The organism is Pseudomonas sp. 3A(2025), assembly GCF_054589175.1.
The window spans coordinates 44,679-59,958 of sequence record NZ_BAAILM010000088.1 but is presented as its reverse complement, the minus strand read 5'-3'; the positions used below and the strand labels follow the sequence as shown (position 1 = coordinate 59,958).

General features: G+C 62.2%; 15 protein-coding genes. 9 read left to right on the top strand and 6 right to left on the bottom strand.

The window, feature by feature from the left end:
- Window positions 1-89 precede the first annotated feature (89 nt).
- Complete coding sequence (pobA, locus tag ACYP2A_RS23120) at window positions 90-1,274, top strand: 4-hydroxybenzoate 3-monooxygenase (protein ID WP_459748266.1); 1,185 nt, start codon at window positions 90-92, stop codon at window positions 1,272-1,274.
- A 124-nt stretch (window positions 1,275-1,398) separates the two neighbouring features.
- Here pobA and ACYP2A_RS23115 read toward each other — a convergent pair whose 3' ends face one another.
- The 3 genes from ACYP2A_RS23115 to hpaA form a co-directional block, all read right to left on the bottom strand.
- Entirely contained in the window at window positions 1,399-2,724 is a 1,326-nt protein-coding gene (locus ACYP2A_RS23115) for an MFS transporter (RefSeq protein ID WP_459748265.1), read from the bottom strand.
- Window positions 2,725-2,899: 175 nt separating this feature from the next.
- Entirely contained in the window at window positions 2,900-3,322 is a 423-nt protein-coding gene (hpaR, locus tag ACYP2A_RS23110) for a homoprotocatechuate degradation operon regulator HpaR (protein ID WP_056838613.1), read from the bottom strand.
- Window positions 3,323-3,407: 85 nt separating this feature from the next.
- Complete coding sequence (gene hpaA / locus ACYP2A_RS23105; protein ID WP_459748264.1) at window positions 3,408-4,304, bottom strand: 4-hydroxyphenylacetate catabolism regulatory protein HpaA; 897 nt, start codon at window positions 4,302-4,304, stop codon at window positions 3,408-3,410.
- Between the two features lie 185 nt (window positions 4,305-4,489).
- On the opposite strand from hpaA, the gene ACYP2A_RS23100 reads away from it, so the two are divergent.
- From ACYP2A_RS23100 to hpaI, 8 genes are all read left to right on the top strand, one after another.
- Entirely contained in the window at window positions 4,490-5,161 is a 672-nt protein-coding gene (locus ACYP2A_RS23100) for a fumarylacetoacetate hydrolase family protein (protein ID WP_459748263.1), read from the top strand.
- Window positions 5,158-5,949, top strand: a complete 792-nt coding sequence (locus ACYP2A_RS23095) for a fumarylacetoacetate hydrolase family protein (protein WP_459748262.1) — start codon at window positions 5,158-5,160, stop codon at window positions 5,947-5,949. The genes ACYP2A_RS23100 and ACYP2A_RS23095 overlap by 4 nt, the downstream gene beginning before the upstream one ends.
- A 5-nt stretch (window positions 5,950-5,954) precedes the next feature.
- Complete coding sequence (gene hpaE, locus ACYP2A_RS23090; RefSeq protein ID WP_459748261.1) at window positions 5,955-7,415, top strand: 5-carboxymethyl-2-hydroxymuconate semialdehyde dehydrogenase; 1,461 nt, start codon at window positions 5,955-5,957, stop codon at window positions 7,413-7,415.
- Window positions 7,416-7,540: 125 nt separating this feature from the next.
- On the top strand, window positions 7,541-8,464 hold the full coding sequence (gene hpaD, locus ACYP2A_RS23085) for a 3,4-dihydroxyphenylacetate 2,3-dioxygenase (RefSeq protein ID WP_459748260.1): 924 nt from the start codon (window positions 7,541-7,543) through the stop codon (window positions 8,462-8,464).
- Between the two features lie 40 nt (window positions 8,465-8,504).
- Entirely contained in the window at window positions 8,505-8,915 is a 411-nt protein-coding gene (locus tag ACYP2A_RS23080; protein WP_459748259.1) for a 5-carboxymethyl-2-hydroxymuconate isomerase, read from the top strand.
- Window positions 8,916-8,961: 46 nt separating this feature from the next.
- Window positions 8,962-10,272, top strand: a complete 1,311-nt coding sequence (locus tag ACYP2A_RS23075; RefSeq protein WP_459748258.1) for an MFS transporter — start codon at window positions 8,962-8,964, stop codon at window positions 10,270-10,272.
- A 12-nt stretch (window positions 10,273-10,284) separates the two neighbouring features.
- On the top strand, window positions 10,285-11,088 hold the full coding sequence (gene hpaH, locus ACYP2A_RS23070; RefSeq protein WP_459748257.1) for a 2-oxo-hept-4-ene-1,7-dioate hydratase: 804 nt from the start codon (window positions 10,285-10,287) through the stop codon (window positions 11,086-11,088).
- A 110-nt stretch (window positions 11,089-11,198) separates the two neighbouring features.
- Window positions 11,199-11,999: a 4-hydroxy-2-oxoheptanedioate aldolase gene (gene hpaI / locus ACYP2A_RS23065; RefSeq protein ID WP_459748256.1), complete on the top strand. Its 801-nt coding sequence runs from the start codon at window positions 11,199-11,201 to the stop codon at window positions 11,997-11,999.
- Window positions 12,000-12,003: 4 nt separating this feature from the next.
- Here hpaI and ACYP2A_RS23060 read toward each other — a convergent pair whose 3' ends face one another.
- The 3 genes from ACYP2A_RS23060 to ACYP2A_RS23050 are packed head-to-tail and all read right to left on the bottom strand — an operon-like array spanning window position 12,004 to window position 15,275.
- Complete coding sequence (locus tag ACYP2A_RS23060) at window positions 12,004-13,542, bottom strand: DHA2 family efflux MFS transporter permease subunit (protein WP_459748255.1); 1,539 nt, start codon at window positions 13,540-13,542, stop codon at window positions 12,004-12,006.
- Window positions 13,542-14,747, bottom strand: coding sequence for an HlyD family secretion protein (locus tag ACYP2A_RS23055; protein WP_459748254.1), 1,206 nt, complete (start codon window positions 14,745-14,747; stop codon window positions 13,542-13,544). The genes ACYP2A_RS23060 and ACYP2A_RS23055 overlap by 1 nt, the downstream gene beginning before the upstream one ends.
- A 39-nt stretch (window positions 14,748-14,786) precedes the next feature.
- On the bottom strand, window positions 14,787-15,275 hold the full coding sequence (locus tag ACYP2A_RS23050) for a MarR family winged helix-turn-helix transcriptional regulator (RefSeq protein ID WP_459748299.1): 489 nt from the start codon (window positions 15,273-15,275) through the stop codon (window positions 14,787-14,789).
- Window positions 15,276-15,280: the final 5 nt, after the last annotated feature.

Sequence of the window (15,280 nt, the reverse complement as noted above, 5' to 3'; positions counted from 1 at the left end):
TCGAAAAGTCCAGATAATGCGCTCGATAGTGCCTTCTTATGCACCGCTGATCCATTAAAAATGCAGGAGACAACAACAGGATAAAAACAATGAAAACCCAAGTCGCAATCATCGGCTCCGGCCCGTCCGGGCTGCTGCTCGGCCAACTGCTGCAACGTGCCGGCATCGATAACATCATCATCGAACGCAAAGACCCCGATTACATCCTCTCGCGTATCCGCGCAGGCGTGCTGGAACAAGGCATGGTCGACCTGCTGCGTGAAGCCGGCGTCAGTGCACGCATGGACGAGCAAGGCCTGGTCCACGACGGTTTCGAACTGGCCTTCGACGGACGCTGCGAACGTATCGACCTCAAGGGCCTGACCGATGGCAAGACCGTGATGGTCTACGGCCAGACCGAAGTCACCCGCGACCTGATGGAAGCTCGCCAGACGGCCGGCGCCGTGACCCTGTACAACGCAGACGACGTGCAACTGCACGAACTCAAGGGTGAACGTCCGTACGTGACCTTCACGCAGAACGGCGAAAGCATGCGCATCGACTGCGACTACATTGCCGGCTGCGACGGCTTTCATGGCGTGTCGCGCCAGTCGATCCCTGCCGACAGCCTCAAGACCTTCGAGCGTGTCTACCCGTTCGGCTGGCTGGGCGTGCTGGCCGACACCCCGCCGGTCAACGAAGAACTGGTCTACGCCAACCACCCGCGTGGCTTTGCCCTGTGCAGCATGCGCTCGCCGACACGCACCCGCTATTACGTGCAGGTGGGCGCCGAGGAGCAGGTCGAGAACTGGTCCGACGAACGCTTCTGGACCGAACTGAAGACCCGCCTGCCAGAGCACCTGGCCGAGCGCCTGATCACCGGGCCGTCGATCGAAAAAAGCATCGCCCCGCTGCGCAGCTTTGTCGTCGAACCAATGCAGTACGGCCACTTGTTCCTGCTGGGTGACGCTGCGCACATCGTGCCGCCGACCGGCGCCAAAGGCCTGAACCTGGCCGCCAGCGACGTCAGCACCCTGTATCACATCCTGCTCAAGGTCTACCGCGAAGGCCGCACCGACCTGCTGGAACGTTACTCGGCGATCTGCCTGCGCCGGGTCTGGAAAGCCGAACGCTTCTCGTGGTGGATGACCTCGCTGCTGCACAAGTTTCCCGACACCGACGCCTTCAGCCAGCGTATCCAGCAGACCGAACTGGACTACTACATAGGCTCTGCCGCCGGCCGCCAGACCATCGCCGAAAACTACGTGGGGCTACCCTACGAGCCCATTGAATAACCCAATTTGGCGAACCGCGTAGGACCGACTTTAGTCGGGAAACAGGCGCCACCATTTTCGATATCGGCGCCATTCGCGGCTGAAGCCGCTCCTACGGGTTTGTTGCGCAGAGTACTAAAAGACCTCAGGCCGTCGCCGCTGTGCGGGCGGCCGATTGCCGGCTCAGGCGCAGGGCAATCAGGCTGCCGACGATGGTCAGCGCGGCCAGCGAATACAGGGCCATGGTCGTCGAGCCGGTCTGGTCCTTGATCCAGCCCACCAGGTACGGGCTGAGAAAGCCGGCCATCTGGCCGATCGAGTTGATCAGCGCCAGGCCGCCTGCCGCCACACTGGCGCTCAACAGCGCGGTGGGCAGTGGCCAGAACATCGGCAGGCTGGTCAGTGCCCCCATGGTCGCGATGCACAAGCCGACGATGGCAATCACCGGCACAGTGGCGAAGTTGGCGGCGATGATCAGCCCGGCTGCGCCCATCAGCATCGGTACGACCAGATGCCAGCGGCGTTCGTTGCGCAGGTCGGCCGAACGCCCCACCAACAGCATGAACACGCCTGCCAGCAGGTACGGAATCGCGCTGATCCAGCCAATCACCAAGGCGTCGTTGAAGCCCAGGTTCTTGATGATCGACGGCAGCCAGAAGTTGATCGCATACACGCCGCTCTGAATGCAGAAGTAGATAAAGCCCAGAATCCAGATAACCGGCATAGTCAGCACGCTGGCCACCGAAGTGTTGGTTTGTTTCGGGCGATTCAGCTCATCGTTGGCGACATCGGTCTTGACCCGCTGGCGTTGCTCGGGGGTCAGCCAGGCGGCATCTTCGACCTTGTCGCACAGCAGTTTGAAGGCCATCACGCCCAGCGCGACGGTCGGCAGGCCTTGAATCAGGAACATCCACTGCCAGCCCTGCATGCCGCCCTGGCCGAGTGCGAAGTGGTTGAGAATCCAGCCGGAGAACGGTCCGCCGAGCAGGCCCGACACCGGAATGGCACACATGAATAACGCCATGATCCGGCCGCGACGCTGGTTGGGGTACCAGCGCGACAGGTACAGCACGATGCCGGGAAAGAAGCCGGCCTCGGCCATGCCGGTCAGAAAGCGCAGCACATAGAATTCGACGGGGGTGGTGACGAACAGCAGGCAGGTCGAAAACGTGCCCCAGGTGATCATCATCAGGCCGATCCAGCGCCGTGGACCAAAACGGTTGAGCGCCAGATTGCTCGGCAGACCACACAACACATAGCCTATGAAAAAGATCCCGGCACCCAGGCCGTACACCGTTTCACTGAAATTCAGGGCATCGAGCATCTGCAACTTGGCAAAGCCGACGTTGACGCGGTCCAGGTAGTTGAACAGGTAGCAAATGAAGATGAAGGGGATCAGACGCAGCGTGATCAAGCGATAGACCTGATTGCCTTGCACGTCATCAGCCTCGCGAGTCGGCGAGTTGGGCATGGTGTATTCCTCAGAGCTTGTTGTTTTTATGTAGCTTGCGGGGCAGCTAGCCGATCATAAGAGCGCGTCAACCAAAACGCTTTGGCGGTTTGCACAGCGGGAATGGGGTTTTGTCAGGCATACGCACAATGGCAATCACCTGGCCGACGTTGCGTTGGCCAGGTTTACGTGTGGATCAGGGCTCGATGCGCTTGAGATCACGCAGCAATTCAAGCAATTGCTGCATTTTTTCTTCGCCGAACTGCGCCTGGATGCGCTGGTAATTGCGCTCCATGTCTTCACTCATCGAGACGAAGCATTGCTGGCCCTGCTCGGTCAGGCCGACCAGCATGCGCCGCTGGTCGTGGGCCGGCTTCCAGCGCCGCACGATGCCATCGCGCTCCAGGCGCGCCAGCACGCCGGTCATGCTCGGCTTGAGGATGCAGGCCTGGTCGGCCAGTTGATGGCTTTCCATTTCGCCTTGCTGGCGCAGGATACGAATGACGCGCCATTGTTGCTCGGTCAAGCCATGTTCGTTGAGCGACGGACGAAAAAAGGCCATCGCGGCTTCGCGGGCCTGTAGCAGGGTAAGGGTCAGGGACGGTCTGGGGGTCGGCATGGGAATTCGCGGTTCGGGTAATCAGGCTGTGGGCCGGGACTATAGCTGACACGTAATTAACAAGTAAACGAACAGATCCCTGGGTTTATGCCGGTTGCCGCTGCCGGTACTCGCCCGGCGTCACGCCCGCGTAACGGTGAAAGAAGCGGCTGAAATAGGCCGGGTCCTTGAAACCCAGGCGGTAGCAGATCTCGTTGGCCGACAGCCCGGTGAACAGCAACAGACGCCGCGCTTCCTGCATCAGGCGTTCGAGAATCAGGCGCTTGGACGGCAAGTCGGCGATGCGCCGGCAGACATCGTTGAGCCGCGCCTCGGTCACGCCAATGCCGCTGGCGTAGCGCGACAGCGACCAGTGCTGCTGGTAATGGGCTTCGATCAGTTCATTGAAACGGTGAAAAATCTGCAGGTCTTCGTGCCGTGCAGGCCGCGCCTGCAACGATCGCGCGCAGAGCCTGAGCAGGCTGGTCATGATCAACTGGGTCAGGCTGTCCAGCGCCGAACCGCGCCCGGCGCGCTGGCCGTTGATCTCTTCGCGCAGCTCTTCGAACAAGAATCCCAGGCGGCGAATCTCGCCAGCAAATTCCGGCCCTAGTTGCGACAACGCTACACAAGCTGCTGGCAATTGCGCGCCAGGCGCCAGCGTCGGGTCGGCTTCGATCAGCGCCCAGACAAGCTGCTGACGCACGGTCAGCACATGGCCGTCGCTGTCCGGTTCGGTGACGAACGAGTGCGGAATGGTCGGCGGCGTCAAAAAAAACATCGGCCCGGATTCAAGGTACTGCTGGTCGTCCAGATACACCCGCACGGTGCCGCTGTTGACGTAATGCACCTGAAAAAAACGGTCGTGACGATGTACCGGCATGTTGCGGCCGAAAAAGCCGGCCAGGTTGCCGAGCTTGTCGTAATGCACCTCGGCATCGCTGTAGCGCTGGTCGTAGACCTGGCCAATGTTGATGTTAGGGATCGGCTGTCGATCGTTCATCTGCGGGTTCTCTTTCTTGTTCTTGTGGCTTCAGGCCTGCACCTATGTTCCGCCTTTTTTCTGGACTCGAACAGGGTTGCTGGGCTTGGCACTTGACGATCGTTAACATCTTAACTTATAAAGTTAACACATTAACAAAATCATTGACCAGGCAGCCGCTGTCAGGTCACCGCCAGGAGAAAAGCATGAGCCGTGCCCTGCACGACGTTGCCAACGGCACCCTGTTCGGCGTAGCGCTGAACTATCAAGGGTTGCTGGAACAACGCCTCGCCGAATTTGCCCAAGCGCCCTACCAGAAGCCGCCGGTCAAACCGGTGCTGTTCATCAAGACCCCCAACACCCGCAACAGCCATGACGGCGCGGTGGTCTATCCGGCGGGGATCGAGCGCCTGCAACCGGGCCCGGCGCTGGGCGTGGTGATCGGCAAATCCGCCAGCCGGGTCAGCGAGGCCGACGCCCTGGCGCATGTAGCCGGCTATGTGATCGTCAACGAATTCAGCCTGCCCGAAGACAGCTATTACCGCCCTGCCGTCAAAGCCAAATGCCGTGACGGTTTCTGCGCGCTGGGCCCTGAGCTGGTGCCCGCCGATCAGGTTCAAGACCCCGGCCAGTTGACCCTCAAGCTGTTCGTCAACGATGAACTGCGCCAGGAAAACAGCACCGCCAACTGGGTGCGCAATGTTCAGCAACTGATCGCTGAAATCAGCGAGTTCATGACCCTGCACGAAGGCGATGTGTTAATCACCGGCACCCCCGAAGGCCGCGTAGATGTAGTCCCTGGTGACCGCGTGACGGTCGAGATCACAGGCCTTGGCCGCTTGAGCAACCGCATCGTCGCCGAGGAATTGCGCCCATGAAACACGCCCGTATCCATTTTGAAGGCCAGGTGCATGCCGTACAGGTTGAGACCGGCGATACCGGAACTTTGACCGTACGCCTGGCCGATGGTCGTCTGATTAATGAGGACCAGGTGCAGTGGTTGCCACCGGCCACCGGCAACATGTTCGCGCTGGGCCTGAACTACGCCGACCACGCCGCAGAACTGGCCTTCGCGCCGCCGACCGAACCACTGGCCTTCGTCAAATCGCCCGGCACCTACACCGGCCATAACCAGGTCACCTGGCGCCCGGACAACGTCAAGTACATGCACTACGAGTGCGAGCTGGTAGCGGTGATCGGCAAGGTCGCGCGCAACGTCAAGCGCGAGGACGCTCTGGAGTACCTGGCCGGCTACACGGTGTGCAACGACTACGCGATTCGTGACTACCTCGAGAACTACTACCGCCCGAACCTGCGAGTTAAAAACCGCGACGCCACCACGCCGGTCGGCCCGTTCATCGTCGATGTCAGCGATGTGCCGAACACCTCGGACCTGAAGCTGCGCACCTGGATCAACGGTGAGTTGAAACAGGAAGGCTCTACCCGCGACATGATTTTCGACATCCCCTTCCTGATCGAATACCTGTCCAGCTTCATGACCCTGCAACCGGACGACATGATCGCCACCGGCACGCCCGAAGGCCTGGCCGACGTGGTGCCGGGCGATGAAGTGGTGGTGGAAGTCGAAGGCGTGGGCCGTCTGGTCAACCGCATTGTCAGCGAAGCCGAGTTCTTCGCCCTGCAAACCCAACAACAAGAGGCGTGAATCGCATGATCAAGCACTGGATCAATGGCCGCGAGGTCGAAAGCAAAGACGTGTTCGTCAACTACAACCCGGCCACCGGTGAAGCCATCGGCGAAGTCGCCAGCGGCGGCGCCGAAGAAGTGGCCCAGGCGGTTGCAGCAGCCAAAGAGGCGTTCCCGAAATGGGCCAACACCCCGGCCAAGGAGCGTGCGCGCCTGATGCGAAAGCTCGGTGAGTTGATCGACCAGAACGTGCCGCACCTGGCCGAACTGGAGACGCTGGACACCGGCCTGCCGATTCACCAGACCAAGAACGTGTTGATCCCGCGCGCCTCGCACAACTTCGATTTCTTCGCCGAAGTCTGCACACGCATGGACGGCCACAGCTACCCGGTCGACGACCAGATGCTCAACTACACCCTGTACCAGCCGGTGGGTGTGTGTGGCCTGGTGTCGCCGTGGAACGTGCCGTTCATGACCGCCACCTGGAAGACCGCGCCGTGCCTGGCGCTGGGCAACACGGCGGTGCTGAAAATGTCCGAGCTGTCGCCGCTGACCGCCAACGAGCTGGGCCGCCTGGCAGTCGAGGCTGGCATTCCGGCCGGCGTGCTCAACGTGATTCAGGGCTACGGCGCCACCGCCGGCGATGCGCTGGTGCGCCACCCCGATGTACGTGCGATTTCGTTCACCGGCGGCACCGCCACCGGCAAGAAGATCATGCAAACCGCAGGTTTGAAAAAGTATTCGATGGAGCTGGGCGGCAAGTCGCCGGTGCTGATTTTCGAAGACGCCGACCTGGAACGCGCACTGGACGCGGCCTTGTTCACCATCTTCTCGCTGAACGGCGAACGCTGCACCGCCGGCAGCCGGATCTTCATTCAGGAAAGCGTGTACCCGCAATTCGTCGCCGAATTCGCCGCCCGCGCCAAACGCCTGATTGTCGGTGACCCGCAGGACCCGAAAACTCAAGTCGGCTCGATGATCACCCAGGCCCACTACGACAAGGTCACCGGCTACATCAAGATCGGCCTGGAAGAAGGCGCGACCCTGCTGGCGGGCGGCCTGGAACGCCCGGCCAATTTGCCGGCGCACCTGGCTCGCGGGCAGTTCATCCAGCCCACCGTGTTCGCCGACGTGAACAACAAGATGCGCATTGCCCAGGAAGAAATCTTTGGCCCGGTGGTCTGCCTGATCCCGTTCAAAGACGAAGCCGAAGCGCTGCAACTGGCCAACGACACCGAATACGGCTTGGCCTCCTACATCTGGACCCAGGACATCGGCAAGGCCCACCGCCTGGCCTACGGCATCGAAGCGGGCATGGTGTTCATCAACAGTCAGAACGTCCGCGACCTGCGCCAGCCGTTCGGCGGCGTCAAAGGCTCGGGCACCGGCCGCGAAGGTGGCCAGTACAGCTTCGAAGTGTTTGCCGAAATCAAGAACGTGTGTATATCCATGGGCAGCCACCACATCCCGCGTTGGGGGATCTAAAGCAGCGGCAAGCTGTTAGCTACAAGCTGCAAGAGGTTATGCGCGGGCTCAAGACTTGTGGCATACCGCTTTAGCTTGAGGCTTACAGCTTGCAACTTGAAGCTCAAAAAATTCTGGAGATCACCATGGGCAAACTCGCCTTAGCTGCCAAGATCACTCACGTTCCGTCGATGTACCTGTCTGAATTGCCCGGCCCGCGCCAGGGTTTTCGCCAGGCGGCCATCGACGGCCATTACGAGATCAGTCGGCGTTGCCGCGAGCTGGGCGTGGACACCATTGTGGTGTTCGACACCCACTGGCTGGTCAATGCCAATTACCACGTGTTGTGCGGCCCGCATTACAAGGGCGTGTACACCAGCAACGAGCTGCCGCATTTCATCAGCAACATGGAATACGAGTTTCCGGGCAACAAGGAGCTGGGCCTGTTGCTGGCCGAGGAATGCAACCGTTTCAACGTCGAGACCATGGCCCACCACGCCACCACCCTGGGTCCTGAATACGGCACGCTGGTGCCGATGCGCTACATGAACCAGGACCAGCACTTCAAGGTGATTTCGGTCTCGGCGCTGTGTACCTCGCACTACCTCAACGACAGCGCGCGCCTGGGCTGGGCGATGCGCAAGGCGGTCGAGGATCACTACGACGGCACCGTGGCATTTCTGGCCAGCGGCTCGCTGACCCACCGTTTTGCCCAGAACGGCCAGGCGCCGGACTTCTCGACCAGGGTCTGGAGCCCGTTTCTGGAAACCCTCGACCACCGCGTGGTGAAGATGTGGGAGAACGCCGAGTGGCCGGAGTTCTGCGGCATGCTGCCCGAGTACGCCGCCAAGGGTCACGGTGAAGGCTTCATGCACGACACCGCGATGCTACTCGGTGCGCTGGGCTGGTCAAACTACGACGGCAATGTCGAGGTGCTGACGCCCTACTTCGGCTCCTCGGGCACCGGGCAGATCAATGCCCTGTTTCCGGTGACACCGCAAGACGGCTCAGCCATTCCGGCCGCACAGGCCGCCAATCCGGCAGCCGTGGTTTCGACCAGTCGGTTGTAATGGCAGCCGGTTGTAAAACCACCTTACGGAGACCACCACCATGCCTCATCTGGTACTGCTCTACACCCAGGACCTTGAACGCGACGCCGACATCAGCGGCCTGTGCCGTGCGCTGGCCGACACCATGCTGGAACAGCGTGACGACAGCGGCAAGGCCGTGTTTCCCACCGGCGGCACCCGCGTGCTGGCCTACCCCGCTGCGCACAGCGCGGTGGCCGACGGCAAAGGCGATTATGGATTCATCTACGCCAACCTGCGCATGGCCGCAGGCCGCAGTGCGGCGGTGCACAAGACGGTGGGCGACAGCCTGCTGGCGGTACTGAAAACGCATCTTGACCCGATCGTGCAGCAACGCCCGCTGGGCATCACCTTGCAAATCGACGAAAGCGGCGGCCAGGTCTACGACGGTAAGCACAGCAGCTTGCATCCGCTGTTCAACAAGACGGTCTGAACCCGGCTTTTCCCTGTGCAGTTTCACCCATAAAAAGTACAAGATCATGCGCACTGTTCTCCCTGTCTCGACACTCGACACGCCCCGTGCCGTCAGCGATTCGACCCACCGCACCGTGACCTGGCGGCTGATGCCGTTGCTGCTGGTGTGTTACCTGTTCGCCCATCTGGACCGCATCAACATCGGCTTTGCCAAGATGCAGATGAGCACCGACCTGCACTTCAGCGACACGGTCTATGGCCTGGGTGCCGGGCTGTTTTTCGTCGCTTATGCGCTGTTCGGCGTACCTAGCAACCTGGCCCTGGATCGCATCGGGCCACGGCGCTGGATTGCCACGCTGATGGTGGTCTGGGGCGTAATGTCCACCGGCATGCTGCTGGTCGAAACCGCCAGCGGTTTCTACACCCTGCGCTTTCTGCTGGGGGTCGCCGAGGCCGGTTTCTTCCCCGGCATTCTGGTGTACCTGAACCGCTGGTACCCGGCCGGCCGCCGGGCGCAAATCACCGCGCTGTTCGCCATTGCCGTGCCGATGGCCGGCGTCATTGGCGGGCCGTTGTCGGGGATGATTCTGGAGAACCTCAACAATGCCGGCAGCCTGCGCGGCTGGCAGTGGATGTTTCTGCTGGAAGGCTCGCCGGTGGTGCTGCTCGGCCTGCTGGTCTGGCGCGTGTTGCCGGAACGCTTCGAAAGCGTGAACTGGCTGAGCGACGAACAGAAACAACGCCTGGGCGAAGAACTGAACGCCGAAGAGCAGCGCAAGACCATCACCTCGTTCGCCGGCATTCTGCGCGACGGCCATGTCTGGCTGCTGGTGGCGGTCTACTTTGCGGTGATGCTGGCGGTCAACACGCTGGCGTTCTGGATGCCGACCCTGATCCACGGCGCCGGCATCGCCCGCGACAGCACGGTCGGCCTGCTCAGTGCCATTCCGTACCTGGCCGGGGTGTTTTTCATGCTGGCCTGCGGCCGCTCATCAGACCGCCATCGCGAGCGCCGTTGGCACCTGTGCGTGCCGCTGTTGATGTGCGCCCTCGGCATTGCCGCCGCCGGCATCGCGCCGGGTAACAGCCTTGCCGTGCTGGCCGGGCTGATCATCGCCGGCATGGGCGCCAGCGCCGCCCTGCCGATGTTCTGGCAACTGCCGCCGGCGTTTCTGTCGAGCCGCACCCAGGCAGCCGGCATCGGCCTGATCAGCTCGTTCGGCAGCATCGCTTCGTTTCTCGCGCCCTACCTGATCGGCTGGATGCGCGACACCACCCACAGCGCCAGCCTGGCTCTTTATGTGCTGGCGCTACTGATCGCCCTGGGCGGCCTGCTGGTCATGCGCACCCCCGCCGCTATCGTCAATCCGCAATAAGGAACGTCTCCGATGCTCGATAAACATCTCATCCAGCAAGCCGCCGAGCGGCTCGACCAGGCCGAACGCTCCCGCGAGCAGGTTGGCCAGTTCTCGCTGCAATACCCCGGCATCACCATTGATGATGCCTACGCCATCCAGCGCGCCTGGGTCGAGCGCAAGATCCGTGACGGGCGCAAGCTGGTCGGTCACAAGATAGGCCTGACCTCGCGGGCCATGCAGGTTTCGTCCAACATCACCGAACCCGATTACGGCGCCCTGCTCGACGACATGTTCTTCGACGAAGGCACCGATATCCCGTTCAACCGCTTCATCGTGCCGCGCGTTGAAGTGGAGCTGGCGTTCATTCTCGGTAAGCCGCTCAAAGGCCCGAACGTGACGATCTTCGACGTGCTGGACGCCACCGAATGGGTCGTACCGGCGCTGGAAATCATCGATGCGCGCATCCAGCAAATCGACCCGCAGACCCAGGTCACCCGCAAGGTGTTCGACACCATTTCCGACAACGCCGCCAACGCCGGCGTGGTCATGGGCGGCCGCCCGGTACGCCCCAACGACATCGACCTGCGCCGCGTGCCTGCAGTGCTGTACCGCAACGGTGTGATAGAGGAATCCGGCGTGTCGGCAGCAGTGCTCAACCACCCGGCCAAGGGCGTGGCCTGGCTGGCGAACAAACTGGCGCCGTACGACGTCACCCTTGAGGCCGGGCAGATCATCCTCGGCGGCTCGTTCACCCGCCCGGTGGCAGCCAACCCCGGCGACACCTTCCACGTCGACTACGACCAGCTCGGCAGCATCGCGTGCCGGTTTATCTGAATCACCTCAACCCGTAGGAGCGGCTTCAGCCGCGAAGCAGACGACATCATTTAGCGTCGTTCCATTCGCAGCTAAAGCAGCTCCTACGAGTGAAATCGCAGGAGCTGAAAATGGATATGCCCATCAACACCTTCAAACAGCGCCTGCAATCAGGCCCGGCACAAATCGGGCTGTGGCTGGGTCTGGCCAATCCGTATTGCGCAGAGCTTGCCGCCAATGCCGGTTTCGACTGGCTATTGATCGACGGCGAGCATGCGCCCAACGACTTGCGTGGCCTGTTGGGGCAGTTGCAAGCGGTAGCGCCGTATGCCAGCCAGGCGGTGATTCGTCCGGTGATCGGTGATACCGCGCTGATCAAGCAGATTCTCGACATCGGCACCCAGACGCTGCTGGTGCCAATGGTCGAAAGCGCAGCGCAGGCCCGCGAGCTGGTGCGCGCCATCCACTATCCGCCCAGCGGCGTACGCGGGGTTGGCAGCGCGCTGGCGCGGGCTTCGCGCTGGAACACCATTCCCGGTTATCTCGATAAAGCCGACGAGCAAATGTGCCTGCTGGTACAGATCGAAAACCTCGAAGGCCTGGCCAATCTGGACGCCATCGTGGCGGTAGACGGTGTGGATGGCGTGTTCATCGGCCCGGCCGACCTCAGCGCCGCCATGGGTCATCGCGGCAACCCCGGTCACCCCGACGTGCAGGCCGCGATCGAAGACGCGATCGTGCGTATCGGCAAGGCCGGCAAGGCGGCGGGGATCTTGAGCGCCGACCAGAACCTGGCGCGGCGCTATATCGAGCTGGGGGCAAAGTTCGTCGCCGTCGGCGTCGACACCACCGTGCTGATGCGCGGCCTGCAAACCCTGGCCGCGACCTTCAAGGACGCCCCGGCACCCACCAGTGGTGGCGGGGTGTATTGATCAATCAATGCCCGCCCTGCGCCGCCGGGCCCGCCTTGGCGGTAAACGGCGGTTTGGCCAGCCAGACCAGCAGGATCAGGCCCATGAACAACCAGGCCAGCATGTAGAAATAATCCACCGTCGACATCATGTAGGCCTGGCTATTGAGCGTCTGCTCAAGCCGCGCATACGCCTGCGGCCCAGCGCCGCCAAGGGTATCCAGCGTCTGGCGGGTGACCGGATCGTAGGTGCTGATGTGCTCGCTCAGGTACGCATGATGCTGATCGGCGCGGCGAATCCAGATCCAGGTGGTCAAGGAGGCGGCAAAGCTGCCGCCCAGCGTACGCAAGAACGTGGCCAGGCCCGAGCCGTCGGCGATCTGCTGTGGCGGCAGGTCCGACAGCAGAATGGTCAGGGTCGGCATGAAGAACAGCGCCACGCCAATGCCCATGAACATCTGCACCAGTGCGACATGGGTAAAGTCCACCTCGCTGGTGAAGCCTGAACGCATGAAGCACGACAGGCCCATCGCCAGAAACGCCAGCCCCGCCAGCAGCCGCAGGTCGAAGCGGTGCGCGTATTTACCCACGAACGGCGACATCAACACCGGCAAGATGCCAATAGGCGCCACGGCCAGGCCCGCCCAGGTCGCGGTATAGCCCATCTGCGTCTGCAACCATTGCGGCAGGATCAGGTTGATGCCGAAGAACCCGGAATAACCACACACCAGCACGATGGTGCCGATACGGAAGTTGCGGTAGGCGAACAGCCGCAGGTTGACGATCGGGTGGCGATCCGTCATTTCCCAGATCACGAACACCGCCAGCGCCACCACCGAGATCAGCGTGCCGATGACGATGAAGCCGGACTCGAACCAGTCCATGTCGTTGCCCTTGTCGAGCACCACCTGCAAGGCACCGACGCCGATGATCAGGGTCAACAGGCCGATGTAGTCCATCGGCTGGCGGCTGGTGTTGACCGGCCGTTTGGCCATCTGCGTCTTGACCACAAAGGCGGCAAACAGGCCAATCGGAATATTGATGAAGAAGATCCACGGCCAGCTGTAACTGTCGGTGATCCAGCCGCCGAGAATGGGCCCGGCAATCGGCGCCACCACCGTGACCATGGCCAGTAGCGCCAGCGCCATGCCGCGCTTGGCCGGTGGATAAATCGCGATCAACAGGGTCTGGCTCATCGGGTACAAGGGCCCGGCGACCACGCCTTGCAGCACCCTGAAGCCGACCAGTTCCGGCATCGACTGCGAGATGCCGCACAGGAACGAGGCCAGCACGAACAGCAGCGTGGCCCAGAGGAACAGCTTGACCTCACCGAAGCGCCGGCTCAGCCAGCCGGTCAGCGGCAAGGCAATGGCGTTACTCACCGCGAACGAGGTGATGACCCAGGTGCCCTGCTCCGAACTCACCCCCAGGTTGCCGGAAATGGTCGGCAGGGCCACGTTGGCGATGGTGGTGTCGAGCACCTGCATGAAGGTCGCCAGCGACAGGCCGATGGTGCACATCAGCAGGCTGGGCGGCGTGAATGAAGCCGGTGCGTTCTGGCTCATCAGCGCAGCGCCGTCGCTTTATCGCCAGCGGCGCTGTTTTCGTGAATCAGCCGGGCGATCGCAGCATCGGCCTCGGCCAGTTGCTCGTCATACACCGAGGTGCTGAAGCTCGGTTGTTTGGGCGGCTGCTGGGCCAGTACCGGGCCGCTCTGGTCATGCAGGTCGACATCCACCGTGGTCGACAGGCCGATGCGCAGCGGGTGTGCGAGCAATTCGTCGCGGTTGATATGAATGCGCACCGGCACGCGCTGGACGATCTTGATCCAGTTGCCAGTAGCGTTCTGCGCCGGCAACAGGGCAAACGCGCTGCCGGTGCCGGCGCCCAGGCTGTCGATGGTGCCGTTGTAGGTCACATCGCTGCCGTACAGGTCGGCGCGGATTTCCACCGGCTGGCCGATGCGCATCTTGCCCAGTTGGGTTTCCTTGAAGTTGGCATCGATCCACAGGTGGTCCAGCGGGATCACCGCCATGGTCGCGATGCCCGGCTGCACCCGCTGGCCGAGCTGCACATTGCGCTTGGCCACGTAACCGCTCACCGGTGCCACCAGCGTGGTGCGCGCGTTGGCCAGCCAGGCCTGACGCAGTTGCGCAGCCGCGGCCTTGACGTCCGGGTGCGAGGACACCACGGTGTCGTCGACCAGTGCCACGCTGCTGGCCAGTTGTTGCTGGACGTTGTTCAGGGCACTTTGCGCGCTGACCAGATCGTCCTTGGCGTGCGACAGCTCCTCTTGCGAGATCGCCCCGCTGGCGGCCAGGTTGCGCCGCCGGGTGTAGTTGTCCTGCGCCTTTTGCACGGCTGCACGCTGGGCCGCCAGTTGCGCTTTCATACCGTCGACATTGCTGTACAGGCCGCGCACCTGGCGCACCACCTTGCCCAGATTGGCCTCGGCACTTTGCAGGCCGACTTGCGCGTCGCTAGGGTCGAACTTGAGCAGCACCTGGCCTTCACGGACCAGATCGCCGTCATCGGCGGCGATGCTGATCACCGTGCCGGTGGTCAGCGGAGTGATTTCCACCACGTTGCCGTTCACGTAGGCATCGTCGGTGCTTTCGCCCCAACGGCCATACAGCTCGTGCCAGGCCCAGGCACCCAGGCCGCCGGCAATCACCAGCGCAGCCAGGCCCAACAACAGGAATTTACGCTTGCCGGTGCCTTGATCCCTGGCGGTGGTGGCGGATGAAGATTCGGGCGCGTCAGTGGCCATGGTGGTTACCTTATAGTCTGCGAAGCCGCAGGTGACGGTTCATTTGCTGCCTGTCGATTTGAAGCTCAGGCGCGTCAGGGTGATGTGGTCGTCGGCGGCCACCAGCACCTTGGTGAGAATGCGTTGCAGGGTTTCGACCTCTTCGGCGTCCAGCGCGGCAAAGGTGTCGTTCATGGCATCGGCGCCGATGCTCGGCAGCAGGTCGGCAATGGTCTGGCCCTTTTCGGTCAGGGCCAGATTGACCTGCCGGCGGTCGGCCGCCGAGCGGCTACGGGTGATCAGGCCCTTGAGCTCCAGGCGGTCGAGCATGCGGGTCATCGAACCGCTGTCCAGCGACAGGTGCCGACAAAGCTCGACCGGGGTGTCGCTGGAGAACTGGGCAATGATGATCAGCACCTTGAACTGGGCAAAGGTCAGGTCATAAGGCACCAGGTACTTGTCCAGCATGCGGTCCTTGAGGGCATTGGTGCGCCCGACCAGCAGGCCGATCAGGCTGGAATCGAAGTTGTCTGCCGAGAAATGTTTCACTTGAT